18 protein-coding genes and 1 tRNA gene are annotated in these 18,333 nt (G+C 69.4%); 9 read left to right on the top strand and 10 right to left on the bottom strand.

Annotated features, from left to right (window positions below; all coding sequences use genetic code 11):
- Window positions 1–11: 11 nt before the first annotated feature.
- From MYK68_RS04860 to MYK68_RS04875, 5 genes are all read left to right on the top strand, one after another.
- On the top strand, window positions 12–917 hold the full coding sequence (locus MYK68_RS04860) for an oxygenase MpaB family protein (RefSeq protein WP_247866576.1): 906 nt from the start codon (window positions 12–14) through the stop codon (window positions 915–917).
- Window positions 918–984: 67 nt separating this feature from the next.
- Window positions 985–1,059 (top strand) — tRNA-Gln (locus MYK68_RS04865).
- A gap of 151 nt (window positions 1,060–1,210) precedes the next feature.
- A complete protein-coding gene (locus MYK68_RS20760; RefSeq protein ID WP_283255277.1) occupies window positions 1,211–1,336 on the top strand; it encodes a hypothetical protein in 126 nt (41 codons plus the stop codon).
- Window positions 1,333–1,620, top strand: a complete 288-nt coding sequence (locus MYK68_RS04870) for a hypothetical protein (RefSeq protein ID WP_247866577.1) — start codon at window positions 1,333–1,335, stop codon at window positions 1,618–1,620. The genes MYK68_RS20760 and MYK68_RS04870 overlap by 4 nt, the downstream gene beginning before the upstream one ends.
- Entirely contained in the window at window positions 1,617–2,018 is a 402-nt protein-coding gene (locus tag MYK68_RS04875) for a hypothetical protein (protein WP_247866578.1), read from the top strand. Before MYK68_RS04870 ends, MYK68_RS04875 begins: the two co-directional genes overlap by 4 nt.
- Before the next feature lie 752 nt (window positions 2,019–2,770).
- Here the strand turns inward: MYK68_RS04875 and MYK68_RS04880 are convergent.
- The 10 genes from MYK68_RS04880 to MYK68_RS04925 form a co-directional block, all read right to left on the bottom strand.
- Window positions 2,771–3,982 (bottom strand): phage major capsid protein, encoded by a 1,212-nt coding sequence (locus MYK68_RS04880; RefSeq protein ID WP_247866579.1) that lies wholly within the window; start codon window positions 3,980–3,982, stop codon window positions 2,771–2,773.
- 334 nt (window positions 3,983–4,316) lie between these two features.
- On the bottom strand, window positions 4,317–4,577 hold the full coding sequence (locus MYK68_RS04885) for a hypothetical protein (RefSeq protein WP_247866580.1): 261 nt from the start codon (window positions 4,575–4,577) through the stop codon (window positions 4,317–4,319).
- A gap of 288 nt (window positions 4,578–4,865) precedes the next feature.
- A complete protein-coding gene (locus tag MYK68_RS04890) occupies window positions 4,866–5,279 on the bottom strand; it encodes a hypothetical protein (protein WP_247866581.1) in 414 nt (137 codons plus the stop codon).
- Window positions 5,276–6,589, bottom strand: a complete 1,314-nt coding sequence (locus tag MYK68_RS04895) for a hypothetical protein (protein ID WP_247866582.1) — start codon at window positions 6,587–6,589, stop codon at window positions 5,276–5,278. The genes MYK68_RS04890 and MYK68_RS04895 overlap by 4 nt, the downstream gene beginning before the upstream one ends.
- Window positions 6,582–7,145, bottom strand: coding sequence for a hypothetical protein (locus MYK68_RS04900; protein ID WP_247866583.1), 564 nt, complete (start codon window positions 7,143–7,145; stop codon window positions 6,582–6,584). The genes MYK68_RS04895 and MYK68_RS04900 overlap by 8 nt, the downstream gene beginning before the upstream one ends.
- The gene (locus MYK68_RS04905) at window positions 7,142–7,399 is read right to left on the bottom strand and encodes a helix-turn-helix transcriptional regulator (RefSeq protein ID WP_349306155.1); all 258 of its coding nucleotides are present in this window, start codon (window positions 7,397–7,399) and stop codon (window positions 7,142–7,144) included. The genes MYK68_RS04900 and MYK68_RS04905 overlap by 4 nt, the downstream gene beginning before the upstream one ends.
- A gap of 79 nt (window positions 7,400–7,478) precedes the next feature.
- Window positions 7,479–8,033, bottom strand: coding sequence for a tyrosine-type recombinase/integrase (locus tag MYK68_RS04910; protein WP_247866585.1), 555 nt, complete (start codon window positions 8,031–8,033; stop codon window positions 7,479–7,481).
- Between the two features lie 87 nt (window positions 8,034–8,120).
- The gene (locus MYK68_RS04915; protein ID WP_247865287.1) at window positions 8,121–9,380 is read right to left on the bottom strand and encodes an IS256 family transposase; all 1,260 of its coding nucleotides are present in this window, start codon (window positions 9,378–9,380) and stop codon (window positions 8,121–8,123) included.
- 128 nt (window positions 9,381–9,508) lie between these two features.
- Window positions 9,509–10,099, bottom strand: coding sequence for a tyrosine-type recombinase/integrase (locus MYK68_RS04920; protein ID WP_247866586.1), 591 nt, complete (start codon window positions 10,097–10,099; stop codon window positions 9,509–9,511).
- A 169-nt stretch (window positions 10,100–10,268) separates the two neighbouring features.
- A complete protein-coding gene (locus MYK68_RS04925) occupies window positions 10,269–11,243 on the bottom strand; it encodes a helix-turn-helix transcriptional regulator (protein WP_247866587.1) in 975 nt (324 codons plus the stop codon).
- A 143-nt stretch (window positions 11,244–11,386) separates the two neighbouring features.
- Between MYK68_RS04925 and MYK68_RS04930 the strand changes: the two genes are divergently transcribed.
- Genes MYK68_RS04930 through MYK68_RS04945 form a run of 4 tightly spaced genes read left to right on the top strand, consistent with a single transcriptional unit; the run spans window position 11,387 to window position 18,248 of the window.
- The gene (locus MYK68_RS04930) at window positions 11,387–12,826 is read left to right on the top strand and encodes an amidase (protein ID WP_247866588.1); all 1,440 of its coding nucleotides are present in this window, start codon (window positions 11,387–11,389) and stop codon (window positions 12,824–12,826) included.
- Between the two features lie 51 nt (window positions 12,827–12,877).
- The gene (locus MYK68_RS04935) at window positions 12,878–13,882 is read left to right on the top strand and encodes an alpha/beta hydrolase (RefSeq protein WP_247866589.1); all 1,005 of its coding nucleotides are present in this window, start codon (window positions 12,878–12,880) and stop codon (window positions 13,880–13,882) included.
- Entirely contained in the window at window positions 13,879–16,371 is a 2,493-nt protein-coding gene (locus tag MYK68_RS04940) for an AMP-binding protein (protein WP_247866590.1), read from the top strand. Before MYK68_RS04935 ends, MYK68_RS04940 begins: the two co-directional genes overlap by 4 nt.
- Entirely contained in the window at window positions 16,368–18,248 is a 1,881-nt protein-coding gene (locus MYK68_RS04945) for a glycosyltransferase family 2 protein (protein ID WP_247866591.1), read from the top strand. Before MYK68_RS04940 ends, MYK68_RS04945 begins: the two co-directional genes overlap by 4 nt.
- Window positions 18,249–18,333 lie beyond the last annotated feature (85 nt).

An 18,333-nucleotide genomic window follows, 5' to 3' on the forward strand; every position in this document is an offset into this window, starting at 1 on the left:
GGGGGAGAACGATGTCCACCAAGCGCCGTCCCACCCTCCGGCGCGTCCTCGACGAGCCGAGCAGTTACCTGCTGTGGCCGCGGGCGGCGCTGATGCAATTGGCGCATCCCTCGATCGCGCCGACCGAGGTGGAGAGCGGCGCGTACGCCAACCGCGGTGCGCAGCGCTGGCGGGCGACCATCGACTATCTCCGGCTGGTCGCCGAGGCCGACGACGACACGCTGGACCGGCTGGTGCGGGAGGTGAACCGCATCCACGCGACGGTGAGCGTGCCGGAGGGGCACGACGGTCACCGATCACGCCGCCCGGTGTTCGATTCGGACGGCCAGCGCTGGGCCGCGGTCACCTGGTTCCTGAGCATGGTCGACACCTATCGGCTGCTGATCTCCGAGATCGACGACGACGTCCTCGACCAGTTGCTCGCGGACTTCGCGCGGGTCGGCGGACTGCTACAGATGGACGTGTCCGGCTGGCCCGCCGACTACGCGGGGCTCACCGAACTCGTCGCCGGTGTCGAACGCGGCTACCCGCCGCGGTTGCCGCGGTCGGGGCCGGACGCGCCGCCCGAGCAACTGCTTCCGGGCGATGTGGCGGCCTCGGTGTTCTCGGCGTACTCGCTCCCGCTGCGATATGTGCGGTGGGCACCCAAGGTCCGGCTGCTGACCTGGGGGATGGCCGGCCCGCTGCTCCGCGGGGTGTACGGCATCGAGTGGACCGACGACCACCAGGCCCGCTTCGAGCGGCAGGCGCGCCGCTGGCGCCGCGCGCTGCGGACGTGCCCGGGAGTCGTGCGCCGGCGAAACGGCCGCAAGGGCCGCCGCAAGGCGGCGCGGCGGCTCCGCGAGTACCAGGTGCGGTCGTACACGGAGGCCAAGGCACACGAGCGGCGCCTGGCCGCGCGGAGCGAGACGGGATAGCCCCGGTGGCGACGCCCGGGCCCGGACGTCGCACACCGCCGCTATGGCACAATCGTCAGCGCGCCTTTCTCCCGTGGTGTAATCGGCAACACTTCTGATTTTGGTTCAGACATTTCAGGTTCGAGTCCTGGCGGGAGAGCCACCTGTAAGTGCTGGTAGCAGCATTTCGGCTCCACCCTCGTAAGGGTGTCGTGCACTACACGTGCACTTCGACTGTCTCCGGATACGAGTCGACCCCGGTCAGCGTGCCAGCGCTGCACCCGGGGTCTACGACACACCGGAGACTTGATCCGATGCACCGTCATCACATCCTATCCGCGGCCCTGATCGGGGTCGGCACGCTCGCCGTCTATGGCGCGTTCCTGCTGCTCGCTCACCTGGTGTTCGTGCTCGGCTGGTACGCCGGAGCACCGTCATGAGCACCACGTCGTTGACCGTTGAACAGGCCGCCGAGGCGCAGACAATCCGCGACATCCGCGCCGCTGCGCGCGACCGGCTCAACACAGCCCGCGACCGTGGACTGACCGCCGCCGACCTCGCCGCCTACGACGACGCATCCCGGGAGGCGCGGTACCGGGAGCAGGCCATGCGCGCCCGGTGGTGGCCGTCGTCGGTGACGATCTCCGTGTGTCAGCTTTCCGACGATGCGCAGGTGATCGTTTGGCCGACGACCGATCCGTCGGACGGGTACGTGCTCGCATGAGCGCTGCGCAGCAGCGGGGCCACCGGTATAACCCGTGGCTTCACGCGCAGGAACTCGGCCTCGCGGTCACCTATCGGCGGCTGCCTGACGATATGTGCGGCGCCTACGACCACTCCGCGCGGACAGTGATTCTCGACCCGGAACTGACCGTCGCTCAGGAACGCGTCACTCTCGCCCATGAGATCGAGCACCACCGGCGCGGCCACGCTGGCCCGCAATCGGCCCAGATCGAGAGTGGGGTAGATCGTGCGGTACTGCGGCGCTTGGTCGACTTCGATGTCCTGGCCCGGTTCCTCGATCGCGGCTTTGTGGTCGACAAGCCACTGCACCGAGACGTGCTCGCGCACTGGCTCGGTGTCGATGGCCCCTCGGTGTGTCAGGCCGTTGACCTTCTCTGAACCGATCAGCCCTGACGGTCGCTTATTGCGGAGGTCCGCAAAAAGTCGCGGGTTCGATTCCCGCTGAGGGCACGCACGCAACCGTTCCGACCGCGTTGCCGTCGCTATTGCCGAGTCCGACGTAAACCGACCGGCGACCAGTAGCCCAGTCTCTGCCTGGTCCAGAGCCACCCGAGCAGCGCGCGCAGAGGGTGCCACACCCAAGCTCGACCGGTTCCCGGTCGGGCCGCTGGTCGTGGTCTGACGCGGTAATGAGCTTGGTCCGTGGGTCGATTCCGGCGATGGGGCAACGACACCGGCACCCTTGGGTTCGATTCGCCTGCGATGCCATGCGCTAGCTCGATACCGTCGACCCACACAGGGAGGTGTCGCATGGCGGGGATTCAGATCACCGAAGTGACCGAGTGGACTCCGACAGGCTGGGTTCACAACCATTGCGGCGGGGGCACGGTCACCGAGCAGGAGATCATTGATCGAGGCCTCCGGACGTTCCGCTATCGGTGCGAGAACGACGCCGACGGGCGGTGCATAGAGAAACGTCGGCACAGCCGGAACCACCCCGCTGATGACGAGAACGGCAACTACTCATGCGTCGAATGAGACACGAGATCCCCCCACCCGCATGAAGGTGAGGGGATCTCGTCGCAGGTGTCTCGGCCCCGCAGGAACCACCTCAGCCGCTCAGAGCGGCCGTCATGGGCGGCCCTTTGCCTCTAGAAGTGTGGAGGCTATCGACGCGCCGGGACGGAGCCTTATCCGCCGGCAGTCGGCAGGGACGCGTAGACGATTCCCTGCGGTCGTAGGACCGCGGTCTGGAAGCGGGACTCGAAACGGGCGCGCAGCTGGTTCTTCTCGAACAGCTCGCCGCCCTGCTCCCACTCCAAGTCGAGTGCGCCATCGGTGTAGACGACGATCGACTCGTGGCTGAGCAGCAGTGCCTTGTTCGCCGGCAGCGACGTCGAGCAGACGACCGGCACGCCCCAGAGGGTGCGGGCCGCGCGATCGACCGGGGAGCTGTTGAACAGGAACTCACCCGAACCGCTCGCGGTCGAGGTCTCAACCTTCTCCCAGTCGGCCGGTGACAGGACCACCGCGGACGGCACGTGCCCGAGTGATTCGAGCTTGGTGATCGAGCTGCGCACCGTGAGCGCGATGTCGGTGCCGGCGGCCTGAGTCTGGATCCCCGAGGTCGTGATGATCCCCGACAGCTGTGGCGCGGTCCCGGTGCCGTTGATGATCTGGTGTTCCAGGCTGGCGCGCAGGCCGTACAGGAGCTCGGTCGAGAGGAACTGAGTCAGGCCCGGGACGTCGCGCAGATCGTACTTGCCGATCTCCTCGGTCAGGTGCGCGATCACCTGCAGCGACGCGTCGACCGGGGTGATCCCGTACACCGAGGTCGGCTTGCTCGCGCCCGGTGCGACCGGGGCGGCGTTGTTGGTGCGCGTGCTCTCGCGCAAATACCGGAACGTCGGGCCCGCGCCGCCACCGGTGAGGTCGAGGTCGCCGGCGTCATTCCCGCGGACGCCGCCGCCTCCGAGGGTGATCACCGGGAGCACATCGAGCAGTTCGACGGGCTTCTCGGGCTGCTGCGCGAACGCGGTCACGATCGTGTTGGTGGCACCGGTCAGCGACATGGCCTTCACGCCGAACTCGCCGCGGTGCGCGGTCGCCTTGCGGGCGAGCTCGCTCGCGACATGCTTGAAGTTGCGGCCGGTCAGCACACCCTTCGCGCCTTCGTCGTCGACGGCCGACCCATCCTCGCGGGTGACCTTCGAGAACGCGGCCACAATCGCCTCATCCTCGCCAGCCTTGGCGATCTGCGCCGCCAAGCTGTCGATCTGCTTCTTGTAGTCCGCCAGGGCGGTGCGGTCCTCGTCGGACAGCTCGGCGCCAGCGGCCTTGCGCTCGGCGATCAGATCCTGAGCCTTCTTCAGCAGTGCGTCATGCTTCTCACGGATATTCATGTTCGATCCTTTACGTCTGTGCAGCGGTAGCCGCTGCATGAGTGATTTCGGAGTCGACGGGCGCGTGATTCGCTGGCCGGCCACCAGATCTGAGACGGACCCCGTACAGGGCCGGCCTCTCCACAGGTGGCGACGGGCGGCCGCGCTGGCCGCTGCACCGGAGTGCGCCCGCATGGTAGCCACGGGCAGGGACAACCGACCGTGACGCGCTGATCAGGAACGGTTCACCACGAACTGCCCCTGACCTGGCATGGAATCCCCCAGACAATCCGGGGGGAGAGCCCGGCTTACCGCGGGGAGCCGGGGTGGTGGGGGTGGTCGAGACGCTAGCGCCCTACCCGTGTTCGTGTCGCTGGTCCTCGTCGGTCAGGCGGTCGGCGATCTGGTGGAAGCCGAGCCCGAGGTGGTCGGCGTCGATCGCTGCGCCGAGGTGCTGTAGGAGTTCGTCGATGGCGGCGAAAGCGACCGCGGCAGTGTCGAGGGCGAGTTGCACAGCTTCGTCGCGGTCGAGGTCGGCGTGTGCGGCGGTGATGGTGTCGGCGTCGCGGTCAACGTAGGCGGTGAGCAGTCGAGCGGCTCGGGCGTAGTCACTCATGGGTGTTCTCCTTCTGGGTTGGCGATTCGGTAGTCGGCGGGATTGTGGATTCTGGTTCGCTCGCCGGTGGCGGGGTCGAGCTCGTCGCGGCAGTGTGAGCGCACGACGGCTGGAAAGCCGTCCTGGACGGTGTGGGTGTGGATATTTCGGCAGTAGGGGCACTTCACGACGACACGCGGGCCGGCCGGGGTCTGCCACGTGTGCCGAACTCGCGCGTCGAGCACCGGTGGGCCGTCCGCGTTCGCCGGGTTCGCTGGGTGCCGTGCCCACCAGTCGAGGCGAGTCAAGTCAGACCGCTCGGAGTGGTTCGATGTAGCGGACCGAGCCGGTGAGCGATCGCGGATCCCATCGGACGACGACGTAGCCGCGATCGCCGTGCCGAGCGCGTGGTGCGAGCGCGGTCGGCAACTCTTCCCACGGCTCGGCTGGCATGTCCGCGGGATCGGCCGGCCACAGGTGTTGGAACTCCATGCCGTCGCCGTCGACAGCCACGGTTGAGCAGATCGGCCGGCCGTCGCTGTAGCGGGTGAACGGATCGGTTGGCATGGTGGCCAGGGCGTCGGTGAATGCTTCGGCTGCGCCGGTGCAGCAACCGTCGCTGTGGCCGTGGTCGGAGAGTTCCTGTATCAGCCAAGTCCCGGTGCGGACGACGCGGCGGGCGGCATGGATCAGGTGGTCGGTGTTGGGGTCGGGGGATCTCATTGGGTGTCCTTCTGTGCGTTGGCGAGTGCGGTGGCGACGCGCTCGGCTTGGCCGGGCGAGTCTGGTTTGAGGCCGCCCGGCGGGGTCCACGTGGACCCTGAGTCCACATACTCTGAACTGGCGTTATCCGATGTGGACCGGGGGTCCACGTGGACCCTGAGCGCGTAGGAATCATCGGCGACTTTGACGATCGCCTGATCGTCGATCAGTGCTTCAATCGCAGCCGGTACGTCCGATCGCCAGTCCGACCGGGCACGCCGCGACAGTGCGCCTTCGGTCTGCTGGCCGTGCTTCTCGATCCACCGCAGCACTGCGCTCTTTGCACGTTCCAGCTTCCGGTCTCCGATCACTTCGTCGCGTTCGGCGGCGGCGTGTGCCTTGGCGCGGTTCGAGCGCCGCATGGTCTCGCTGATCGTGTTCTGGATCCGGGCGCGCGTGCGTGCCGACTGCCGCATGAGAGCACCGGCCAGTTCCCAATCTTCGGCGTTGATCGCGGCGGTGCGCTCGTCGAGGAGCATGAAACCCGCGGCGACCTTCAGGCGAGAGAACAGGGCGTGACCGTCGAGGGGATCGACTTCGCCGGATTCGGTGAGCACGTGCCAGCGGTGCTCGTCGAGAGCTTCCCGAGCGATGTCGGGGATCTCGATGGTGCCGCCGATCCCGTTCACGTCGATCGTGACCGGGGCGGGCAGCGGCGGGCGATGACGCGGCGCGTCGGGGTCGGAGACCGGCACCCACAGGAATCGTTGCGCGGTGCCGGCCCGATCCCCGAGCAGTGCCTCGGCGCGCTCGGGCTGGACGCCGACGCTGAACACGGCGCGGTAGGAGTGCGCGGGCGCGTACCGGCGCGCGGCGGCGTTCAACTGACCGATCGGTTCACCGGACCACACTTGCCGGATGGTCGCCATGATGGTGGCGCCTTGACGCTTGGCGAGAGCGGCCAGGCCGTCGACCTCGTGCACGTCGATCACTGCGCGCCGGCATTCCTGCTCACCGTCCCGGCTCACTGCGAACAGCGTGGCGAGACCTTCGCCGGAACCGACTGACCAGCGTTGCACGTCGTCGCCGTGCACCAGTCTCACGGCGCCTTGGGCGGCGCGTTCGGCGCGGCCTTTCCCGGCACCGGAGGCTCCGACGTAGGCGATGCACAGATTCAGCGATCCGCCGCCGGGTAGCTGAATGTCGGGGTCGGTTGAGGCGATCACGTTACCGAGGACGCCGGCCAGGACAGCGCGCGGCCCGGCCCCCTCAGCGCGGGCATAGTTGCGGACATGGCGCAGGACCGGGCGCGCTTCCCAGAACTCAGTCATCGGCGCGTTCCCCTCGGAGACGCGCCAGTCGGCCCAGTGTGTCTCGGGCGACCTGTCCTTCGCGCAGTAGCCACGTCCAGAGATCGGACTCGGGAGCGGTCCATGTCACGGCGCCGATTCCGTGGCACGCACTGTCGAGTCGCGCTCGGAACACAGCAGCCAGGCATGCGGCGGCCAACTCGGGCAGCAGCTCGGGCACCGGCGGCCGGCCACTGGATGGCGCGAAGGCGTCCACAATCCGCAGTGCGATCAGTCGGCCTTGCCCGGCATAGAGCCCGCGACGCATGCATTCGGCGTGGAGCACCTCGACGACGGGCTGTATACCGGCGTCTGCCAGGTCCTTCGCGACGTCGAGCGCCGCGGCGACCGGGGCGTCAATCAGTCGCACATCGTCGGGTGTGCACACGGTGAGCACTTCGGCGACCTGGGCGGTCGGCGCGGCGATGATGGCGCTGAGCAGTGTCAGCGCGGTATGCTTGCCGTGATCTTCGCTGGTCATCTGGTCGCCGGTCCCGTTCGCCTCGGGGCCGGCGACTTCTTTCTGCGGGCCGGTCACTTCTCGCCTCGCATGAACGCGTCGAGATCCGATTCTGCGATTCGGATGGCGCGTGGCCCAACGCGACGCGCTTTCAATGATCCGTCAGCGATCCTGCGGCGCAGGGTGCGTTCGGAGAACGAGGTGCGAGCTTCGGCCTCTTGCAGAGAGAGCCAACGCTCTCGGGTGGTCTCAGTCATGGGCGGTCCCCTTCTTCCGGCCCTGGTCTCGGATGACCGGGCGTGCCGGGGCATTGCACCCTCGGCCCGTGCCATTGCGTGCAGCGAAACATGGCCGAATCGGGAGCTATCCGCAGGTCAGAAACGCGAAACTATGGGTTCACTCGGAGAGTGACTAACCGTCAAGGTCCGCTGTAGTGTTCGGCGACGAACCGCCTGCAAGCGCCGACATTCTGGCAGCGATCTCAGCGTCACGTCCCGCGGCGACATGCTGGTAGTTCATCGCCATCGTCGGCGTCGTGTGTCCGATCCGGTGCATGAGTTCCTTGACCGTCGCGCCGGCCTGAGCGGCCAGGACTGCGCCGGTGTGGCGTAGGTCGTGGACGCGCATCGTCTCCTTGCCCTTCGGTAGCGCCTTCTTGAACGCTGCGGTGAACGTCGACTGATCGAGCCGGTTCCCGCGGGAGCTACGGAAGATCAGAGACTCCGGACCGGGACCGGTGTTCGCCTTCATGTGCTCGGCGAGCAGTGCGCCGACATGCGGCGGCAGGTAGACATCGCGGACACCGGCCTCAGACTTCGGCGAGCCAACGAGCATCTGGTTCTCTACGCGTACGCAGGCTCGGCGGATCCGCAGCACGGTGGAGCCGTTCTCGTCCTTCACCACGTCCTTGCGACGTAGCTCGATCAGTTCGCCGAACCGCAGGCCGCCCCATGCTGCGACCGGCACGGCAGCCCGGTACGCGACGGGCATCTTCGCGGCCACGGGTCAAGCCCCAAGTAGTGGTGTAACTCGTTGTTGATCCTTCGGTGGTGGTCAGGCTGGTATTTGCATCAGGTCATCGGTGGTCACCTCCGTCGTCGAGTCGGTGTTTGTGTCGGTGGTCAGGGTCAGCCTGCAGCGGCTCAGGACTTCGAGGCCGAGGTATCGGCGGCCTTCGGCCCATTCGTCGGTCTGCTCGGCCAGGACGGCGCCGATGAGCCTGATGATCGCGTCTCGGTTGGGGAAGATCCCCACGACGTCGGTGCGGCGTCGTATCTCACGGTTGAGGCGTTCGGTGGGGTTGTTGGACCAGATCTGACGCCATACGTCGTCGGGGAACGCGGTGAAGGCCAGCAGGTCCTCGCGGGCATCGTCGAGGTGGTCGGCGACCTCGGGCAGCCTGTCTTCGGTGTACTCCAGGAGCCGGTCGAACTGCTCATGCACCGCGGTGGCGGTGGGCTGGTCGTAGACGCTGTGCAGCATGGCTTTCACGGCCGGCCACATGCTCTTGGGGCAGGTGGCCATGAGGTTGGCGGCGTAGTGGGTGCGGCAGCGCTGCCAGGCGGCGCCGGGCAGGTTCGCCGCGATCGCCTCGACCAGTCCGGCGTGGGCATCGGAGGTCACCAACCGGACTCCGTCCAGGCCGCGGGCCACCAGGTCGGCGAAGAAGGTGTTCCATGAGGCCTTGGTCTCACTGGTGGCCACCTGCATCCCGAGGACTTCGCGGTGGCCGTCGCCGTTGACGCCGGTGGCCAGCAGCACTGAAGCCTTGACGACCTGCTTGTTCTCGCGGACCTTGATCGTCAACGCATCGGCGGTGACGAAGGTGAACGGGCCGGCCTCGTCCAGGCGGCGGTGTCGGAAGGCGGCGACCTGCTCGTCCAGTTCGGTGGCCATGCGGGAGACCTGGGATTTGGACAGTGAGTCGATGCCCAGCGTCTTGACCAGTTTGTCCATCCGGCGGGTCGATACTCCGGCAAGGTAGCAGTCCGCCACGACGGTGATCAGGGCGGATTCGGCCCGCTTGCGGCGCTCGAGCAGCCACTCGGGGAAGTACGAACCCGAGCGCAGTTTCGGGACGGCGACATCGACGGTTCCGACGCGGGTATCCAGGGGCCGGTGGCGGTAGCCGTTTCGGTAGTTGGTGCGCTCAGCCGAGCGGGCGTTCCACTCGGCGCCGCAGACAGCGTCGGCATCGGCGGAAAGCAGGGCGTTGATGATGGTTTGCAGCAGCTCGCGCATCAGATCCGGTGACGCGTCGGCGAGGGCTTGGCCAAGCAGGCCTGCAGGGTCGACAATATGAGGTGCGGTCATCGTGATGACTCCGTTCGAGGATTCTTTAGACGGTTGACTCGAAGGATCACACGGTGGCCGCTCTACGTCCGTCCCGACACGAAGTCGGAGACGATCTCGGCCACCGAGTTACACCACCTTATGGGGCACTACTCGGCCACGTCGTCGAGCTCGGCCGGTGTGAGGATATCGACGCTCGACCGCTTCGGCGCTCGGCCGGCGTTCTTGATCCGGCACGGGTTCTCGGCAATGAGGTGGTCGTCGACCGCGGTGTTCAGGATCGTCCGCAGCAGCTGGTAGGCGTGCGCTGAGCGGGTGGGCGTCTTGTCGCCGAGACCAGCCCACCATGTGCGGATGAGCGCCGGGGAGAGGTCGTTCAGGAACTCGTCGCCGAGCAGGGGAAGGATCCGGGAGTCGAGCAGGTCGCGGTAGAGGGCGCGCGTCTTCGGCGTGAGGTTCCGCTCGGGCAGCCATTGGTCGGCGTACGCGCGGAGTGTGACGGCGGGTGTCTGCTCGCCCTCGGCGCGTTCGGCGGGGGGAGTCCAGTTGCCGAGTTCGATGAGGCGGCGCTCGGCTGCGAGCCAGCCCTCGGCGTCGATCTTCGCGTCGAACGTGTGCGGCGCGTTGTGGTAGCGACTGCTGCCGCCGGGACCGGGGTCGGGGTAGCTGGCCTGATAGCGGCCACTTGGCAGCCTGCGGAGCTTTCCGAATGATCGGCGGGCAGTCCGCCGCTTAGCCATCGTGCACCACACGTGCACTACAGGTGATTTCGCGTGTCGTATTGTGTCTGGTCGTGTCCATATGTAGAGTGTGTCTCACCTGCGGATAACGAGTCAATCACCGCAGGTAGACCCAATCGAATAGCTCGTATACGGAGCCAGGTTCGAGTCCTGGCGGGAGAGCCATCTGTCAGCCGATTTCGCACCGGATCGCATCCAGGCTGTCCAGCTCTCGCTCGTACGCGATGCGCGCCAGCTCGGTCCGGTTGGCGGCGCCGAGTTTGGCGAGCACCGATTCGATGTGCGCGCGAGCGGTGCGGACCGAGATGCCCAGTGCCTCGGCGATCCGGTCGTTGGACCAGCCGCGGGAGGCGAGCCCGGCCACATCGAGTTCACGCGGGGTGAGTCCCTCCGGTGTCCCGGTCCGCCACAGGCACAGGAGCACCCCATCGGCGACGGCGTCGGTCCGCACCGACCACCACTGGCCGTCGGCACCGCGCCGCCGGAACCGCAGTGCGCCCGTCGACCGCGCATGAAGGACGGCCAGCCGGGTCATCGCGGCGGCGTCGAACGGGCTCTGTGACGGATCGCCGAGGCGCACTTCGGCGCGGCCCCCGGCCAGGTACACCACGAGATCGGCGGGGTCGGGGTCCGGGCGGATCTGCGGCGCGGTCAGCCCGGCGATCTCGGAGGCGAACAGCGTCAGCGCGAGGCGGTCGTCGTCGCCCAGCGGGCGTCCATGGGTCGAGCTCATCGCGATGAATCCCGGGCGGCGCCCGGTCGCGTCGATCCCGCCGAGCGGCAGCGTGAGACCCTCTCGGAATCCGCAGGGCCGCAAGGCTTCCTGGTATGTACGTGAGTCACGGAAGTCGAAGGGCAGATCGACGAACCGGACCGCGATGTGGCGCTGGAGCGCGTATCGGTGCGCCGGGCATTCCCGCGCATAGGTCGAGGCGACGAAATCGGCGGTGGCGGTGGGGTAGTCGAGGTTCACCAGGATCGGCTGCGGGGCGCGGTTCGCCGGTTGCCGGCCGATCAACGTGGCGCAGTCGTATCCGAGGCCGTCGCGAAGCATGCGGACGGGCTCGGCGATCGGCGCCTCACCGCGACCGGCGGCACGCACCGCGTCGGCCACCCGGGTCCACCATGTCAGGCCCGGGGCCATAGGCACCTCCCAGCGCTGTCGCGGTCGGACGGGGCCGACCGCCTCGGCCGTTCGGCCGATGTGTCGTGTGACACATCTTGCCATCGTCGACGGTGCGCGTCCGGTATCGGGCCGGACGCTCGACGATCAGAGGAGACCACATCATGAACTTCGACGAGTACACAGCACTCGACGCGACCGGGCTGGCCGCGACCATCGCCGCGGGCGACCTCACGGCGGCGGAGGCCGCCGAATTGGCGACCGACGCGATCAACGCCGTGAACGAGGAGATCAACGCGGTCGCCGGCGGACCGTTCGGCCGGCCGCTCGCCTACGCCGACGACGGGTGCTTCGCCGGAGTGCCCTTCGTCATCAAGGACCTGATCTGCCATGCGGAGGGCGTCCCGACCCGGATGGGAACGCGCATGCTCGGCGACGGGCTGGTGCCGCCGGCCGATACCCACCTCATGGAACGGTTCCGGGCGGCCGGCCTGGCGACCGTCGCCGTGTCGACCACACCGGAGTTCGGCTTCAATGCCAACACCGAGGCACTGGCCTACGGTTCCACGCGCAACCCGTGGGACACCGGCCGCAGTGCGGGCGGCTCCAGCGGCGGCTCGGCGGCGCTGGTCGCCGCCGGTGCGGTGCCGATGGCGCACGCCAACGACGGTGGCGGATCGATCCGCATCCCGGCGGCCTGCAACGGGCTCGTCGGACTCAAGCCCAGCCGCGGCCGCGTGCCGCTGGGCCCCGACCTCGACAGCAACGCGCTCAGCGGTCTCGCCGCCGAGTTCGCGGTCACCCGCTCGGTTCGCGACGCCGCAGCCCTGCTCGACGCCGTCGCCGTCCCGTACCCGGGGGACCGTGTCCTGATCGCCCCGCCGCGTCGTCCGTTCGCCCAGGAGGTCGGTGCCGATCCGGGCCGGCTGCGTATCGCGCTGCACACCGAGGCCTGGTCGGGCACCGCCGTCGACCCGGAGGTCGTCGCGGCGGTCGAGGCCGTCGGCCGCGCCCTGGAGGCAGCCGGCCACCGGGTGGACCGTGTCGCCCCGGCCTTTGACTGGGAGTCGTTCCTGGAGGCCACGGTCACGACCTGGGCGGCGTTCCTGGCCGAATCGGTCGCCGCCGTCGAGGCGATGACCGGGACCGTCGCCGGCCCGGACAGTGTCGAAGCCACCAGCTGGGCGTGTATCCAGTACGGCCGCGAACTCCGCGTGCTCGACCTGGCGGCCGCCGGAGCCGTCTTCACCGCCGTCTCCCGCACCGTGGGCGAGTTCTTCACCGGCTATGACGTCCTGCTGACCCCGACCACCAACCATCCGCCGATGGAACTCGGCTATCTCAACGCCGACGAACACGATCTCGACGCGCACGGCTGGACGCGGCGGATCTTCGACGCCTTCTCGTTCACCCCGCTGTTCAACACCACCGGGACCCCGGCGATCAGCCTGCCGCTCGGCCAGTCGAGCGAGGGGCTGCCGATCGGGGTGCAGTTGGCCGGTCCGATGTGCTCGGAATCCATGCTCCTGCGGCTCGCCGCTCAGCTCGAAGCCGCGATGCCGTGGGCGGGCCGTACCCCGGCGGTGCATGCGAGCAGGATCTGACGCACACCGGTAGGTTAGGTAAACCTATGCAAGTGTAGGCTGACCTACACTATGAAGGCTGTGTTCTCGGGTCGCCGTCGGCTTCCTCTCGTCCTCCTGCTGGTTTCGCTGCTGTTCGGCACGATGATCTCCACGGCGGCGCCGGCCCGGGCGGCCGGGGCGCAGGTGGTCTCGCTGACCCACCTCGACCAGAATCTCTGGCGGGTCGTCGTGCGCTCGCCGGCGATGGGTCACGACATTCCGTTCCTGCTGCTCCGGCCGCGCACCGACGCGGCCGGAGCGCCGACCCTGTACCTCCTCAACGGGGCGGGCGGCGGCGAGGACGGCGCCAACTGGCTGGCGCAGACCGACGCGCAGAAGTTCTTCGACGGCAAGCGGGTCAACGTCGTCATTCCCGAGAAGGGCCGCGGCAGCTACTACACGGACTGGCAGAGCGCCGACAGCAAGCTCGGCAAGCCGATGTGGCAGACCTTCCTGACCAAGGAACTGCCGCCGGTGCTCGACGCCGCGCTGAACAGCAGCGGGCGCAATGCGATCGCCGGACTGTCGATGTCGGGCACGTCGGTCCTCAACCTCGCGATCGCCGCGCCCGGCCTGTACCGCACGGTCGCGTCGTACAGCGGATGCGCACTCACCAGCACCCCCGAGGGGCAGGCCGCGGTCCGCGGGATCGTCTACACCGCCTCGAGCGCGGACGCGACCAACATGTGGGGCGGTCCGGCCTCGCCGGCCTGGCGCCGGAACGACCCGTATCTCAACGCGGCGAAGCTCCGCGGCTCGCGGATCTACCTGTCCAGCGGCAGCGGTCTGCCCGGCCGGTACGACACGCCGCAGGAACAGGCGCCCGGCGCACCCCCGCTCGCCGACCAGATCCTGGTCGGCGGGGCCCTGGAATTCGCCGTCCGCTACTGCACCGACCGGATGGCCGCGCGTCTGCGCGAGTTGCACATCCCGGCACAGGTGCACCTCCCGGCGACCGGCACCCACTCCTGGAACTACTGGCGCGACGAGCTCAAGCGCTCGTGGCCGACGATCGCCGCCGGCCTGCACTCATGACCGCGTCGCTCGACCGGGCGACGACCGCGGGCCGCTGGCTCGCCGTGGCGGCCGAGCGCGGGGATGCGCCAGCACTCGTCACGCCCGAGGCGTCGGTGTCCTTCGCCGAGGCGGGGGAGCGTTCCGCGGAACGCGCACGGGCCGTCGCCGCCGCCGTCGGTGAACCGGGACGACCGGTGGCGGTCACGACCGAATCCGACGTCGAGTCGGCGATCGCGATCCTCGCCGTCCTCTGCTCCGGCCGGCCGCTCGTGGTGCTCGATCCCTTCTTGCCCACCGAGCGCCGGGACCACATCCTGCGGCTCTCCGGTGCGCTCGAACTGAGTCCGGCCCAGATCGCCGAACTGCCACCGTCCGGCGGCGCGGTGCCCGACCCCGAGCCGGATCAGCCGGCCGTCATCGTCTTCACCTCCGGCTCCACCGGCGCCCCCAAGGGCGTCGTGCACGGACAGCGAAGCTGGGTCAACCAGGCCCGCGACGGGCACGACGTGCTCGGCCTCGGGCCCGGCGACGCCGCCGCGGTGCTCCTGCCGCTGAGTTTCGGCGCGGGACTGGACGCCCTGCTCATGCCGCTGCTGAACGGCGCAGGCGTGCTGCTGTGGGACGTGCGCCGCCGGACCGCCGCCGGCGTGCACGACTGGCTGTCGCTGCACCCGGCGACGACGCTGCACTGCACCCCGTCACTCCTGCGGTCCTGGCTGGGCGGGCCGAACGCGCCCGGCGCGCTGCCGGAGTTGCGGCTGGCGACCACCTGCGGCGAGCCGGTGTACAGCACCGACGTCGCCGCCCTGCGCGCGACGCTGCTGCCCGCCGACGGCGTGTTCTGCAGCTGGTCGGGCTCGTCGGAAGCCGGGAATCTCGCCTTCAACCGCTTTCCGCCCGGGCGGCCGCTGCCCACCGGTCCGCTGCCCGTCGGCCGTCCCGCCGCGGACAAGACCGTGCGCATCGTCGACGCCGACGGTGCCGAGGTGCCACCCGGCGTCACCGGGGAGGTGACCGTCGAATCGGCGCATCTGGCCCTGCGCTACCACGGCGATCCGGAGCGCACGGCCCGTCGTTTCCGTCCGGCGAGCGAGGGCCGGACGGTACTGCGCACCGGCGACCTCGGCCGATTCGATACGCACGGCGAACTCCATCTGCTCGGCCGCCGCGACGACGCGGTCAAGATCCGCGGCTACCTGGTGGAGCCGATCGAGGTCGAGACGGCGATCCGCGCGTTGCCGTGGACGGTCGACGCCGTGGTGACCGCCGACGCCGGGCGGCTGATCGCGCACGTGGCCGTCGACCGCGAGAAGTGGTCGCCGTCGCCCGCCGAGATCCGGACCGCACTGGGAAAGACGCTGGCGCCCTGGATGATTCCGCGCGACGTCGTCGTACTCGCCGAACTCCCGCGCACCGAGCGCGGCAAGATCGATCGCGCCGCACTGCCCCCACCGGCCGCGCGTGATCCGGAGCCGGTGCGCGGTCCCACCGAGGCGGCGCTGCTGCACCTGTGGTGCGATGTCCTCGGCCTCGACACCGTCGGGCGGAACGAGGACTTCGTCTCGCTCGGCGGTGACTCCCTCGCCGCGGCGACCATGCTCACCGAGATCCGCGATCGCTGGCTGGTGGAGATCACGTCCTCCCGCTTCGCGGCCGATCCGACCATCGCCGGACTCGCCCGGCTGCTCGACGCCGCTCACCGGGACCGCCGCCGCTCACAGGCGGACGGCTCGCTCACCCGGCTGCGCGACGGGGACGGGACCCCGCTGTTCCTGGCCGCGGGAGCCGGCAGCCCGGCGGCGAGTCTGCTGCCCCTGGTCCGGGAACTGGGCGGCGACCGGCCGGTCCACGGTCTCCAGGCGCACGGCCTGGAACGACGCGGCCGTGCCGACCGATCCGTGCGCGCGGCGGCGGTGCGCGCCGTGCACGACATCCTCTCGGTACAGCCGCGCGGCCCCTACCTGCTCGCCGGATACTCCTTCGGCGCGTTCGTGATCCTCGAAGCGGCGACCATCCTGCGTGCCCGCGGCGCCGAGGTGACCCGCGTGGTGCTACTCGACGCGCTCTTCGAACCCGACGCCGCCGCCCGCACAGCGTTGCCCGAGCGGGACGAGGTGGCAGCGTGCGCCGACACCGCGGACGCGGCGAAGCCCGGCGGTCTCGCCGCCCGGTGGAACGCGCTCGCGATGCGCTTCCTGGTCGCCACGGCGGGACTCTGGCGGCTCCCGACCACGCTGCAGTGGACCGTCTTCTGGGATCTCGGCCGCCGGCTGCTGCGCCGTCACCGGCCGACGCCCTATCCGGGCCGGGTCACGCTGATCGCGGCCACCGACAATCACGACGATCTCGAACGCTGGGCGGCGATCACCACCGGCGACCTCGCCGTGACCCGGGTGCCCGGCCACCATCACTCCATGATGCGTGCCCCGCACGTGACCGCCACCGCCGCGGCGCTGCGCGCCGCGATCGCCGAGCGCGAGACCAACGAGCAGGAGCCCGCCCGATGACCGACGCGCCGCGCACCCGGGTGATCGGGGTCGTCGCCGCCTTCGAGCCCGGGCCCGAACTGGTCGAGGTGGTGCGCGCGGCGATACCGCAGGTCGCCTCGCTCATCGTCGTCGACGACGGCTCGCCCTCGCTGCGGACCGCGCCCACCGGCCCGGCGCGGCGGGCGCTCGACGCCTGCGCCGACCTCGGCGCCACCGTCCTGGAGAACCCGGCCAATCGCGGGATCGCCCACACGCTCAACCGAGGCGTCCGGCGTGCACTGGACGAGGGCGCCGACGCCGTCCTCACCCTCGACCAGGACACCCACCTCGACGACGACTACGTCGAACGGGCCGTCGCCCACCTGCATCTCGCGGCCGGCCTCGGCCTGACCCGCGTGATGGTCTCGCCCGCCCGCATCAACGACGACGTCGCCCCGTTCTGGTTCGCCGAGAAGGGCCTGACGCTGGCGTTCGAGCCGATCCAGTCGGGCCTGGTGATCACCCGGAGCCTGTTCGAGGAGATCGGCCTCTTCGAGGAAGAACTGTTCATCGACTGCGTGGAGACCGAGTTCTATCTGCGGGCCCGTGCGCACGGGGGACACGCGCTGATCGTGCCGGGCACGCGGATCGTGCACCGGCTCGGCACGCCCGCCCGCTGGATGCCGCCTCGCCCGTTGCGCGCGGTCCTTCGCGGCTACGGCGCCGGGATCGAGTTCTCCGAGGATGCGCCGTTCCGGCACTACTACATCGCCCGCAACCGGCTGACGCACTACCGGCGCTACGGCGTCGCCGAACCGCTGTGGTGCGCCGTGTCGATCGCGAAGGACACGCTCAGCCGGGGCCGTGCGATGCTCATCGGTTCCCACCGGTTGCGGCGGGTGTACCTGAGCGCCGCCGGCACCCGCGCCGCGTTGCGCGGGGAGACCGGGAAGATTCCACCGCGGACCCTGCGCCGCGCCGGACTGGGTGCGACGGCGCACGGTCGGCCCGAACGTCCCCCGGAGGCCGATCGCGGCCTGCCGGAACTGGTGTCCGTGGTGATCCCGGTGCACAACGGCGCCGACGTGATCGACGGCCAGCTCGCCGCGCTCGCCGCGCAAGACTATGATCGGCCGTTCGAGGTCCTCGTCGCCGACAACAACTCCACCGACGGTCTCCGCGATCACCTCGACGGGCACCCGCTGACGCAGCGGCTCGCGCTGCGCTGGGTCGACGCCTCCGGCCCGGCCGGTGCGTCCTACGCCCGCAACGCCGGAGCGGCCGCCGTCGACGGCGACTTCCTCGCCTTCTGCGATGACGACGACCGCGTCTCTCCGCGGTGGTTGACCGAACTGACCGCCGTCGGGCGGCGCTGCAGCGCCGTCGGCGGTGCGGTCGAGACGCACTCGCTCAACGGTGCCGACGCGCAGAGCTGGCGGCAGATGCTGCCGCCGGAGATGCCGTACGAGTTCCTCGGCTTCCTGCGGGTGTCGCCGACCTGCAATCTCGGGGTGTGGAAGGACCGGTTCGAGCAGGTCGGCGGCTTCGATACGGCATACGACCGCGGCGCCGAAGACGCCGACTTCACCATCCGCATCCAGTTGGCGGGCGGCGTGCTAGGGCACGCGCCGGACGCACTCGTGGCCTACCGCCTCCGGGACACGCTGCGCGGGATATGGGACCAGTCGGTGATGTGCGGGGAGGGCGACGCCCGGCTGTACGCGGAATACCGCGGCTACGGACTCCCGAAGCGGCCCTGGTACATGACCGCCGACGTCATCGCCTATCTCCTGCTGCGGAACCCGCTGCTCCCGACGGCGATCACCCGGGTGCCGACCGGCCGCTGGCTGTTCCAGGCCGGCAACCTGCTGGGCCGGATCAAGGGAAGCCTCCGCCACCGCTGCTGGTACATCTAGACGGCCGATTCGATAGTGGAGCCTGTCCAGCCCGCTGACTGAGGTGTGACGAGGCGCTAGCCGAGGAGCCTCGAAGCCAAGCCTC

It is taken from the genome of Gordonia sp. PP30 (assembly GCF_023100845.1).
GTDB lineage: Bacteria > Actinomycetota > Actinomycetes > Mycobacteriales > Mycobacteriaceae > Gordonia.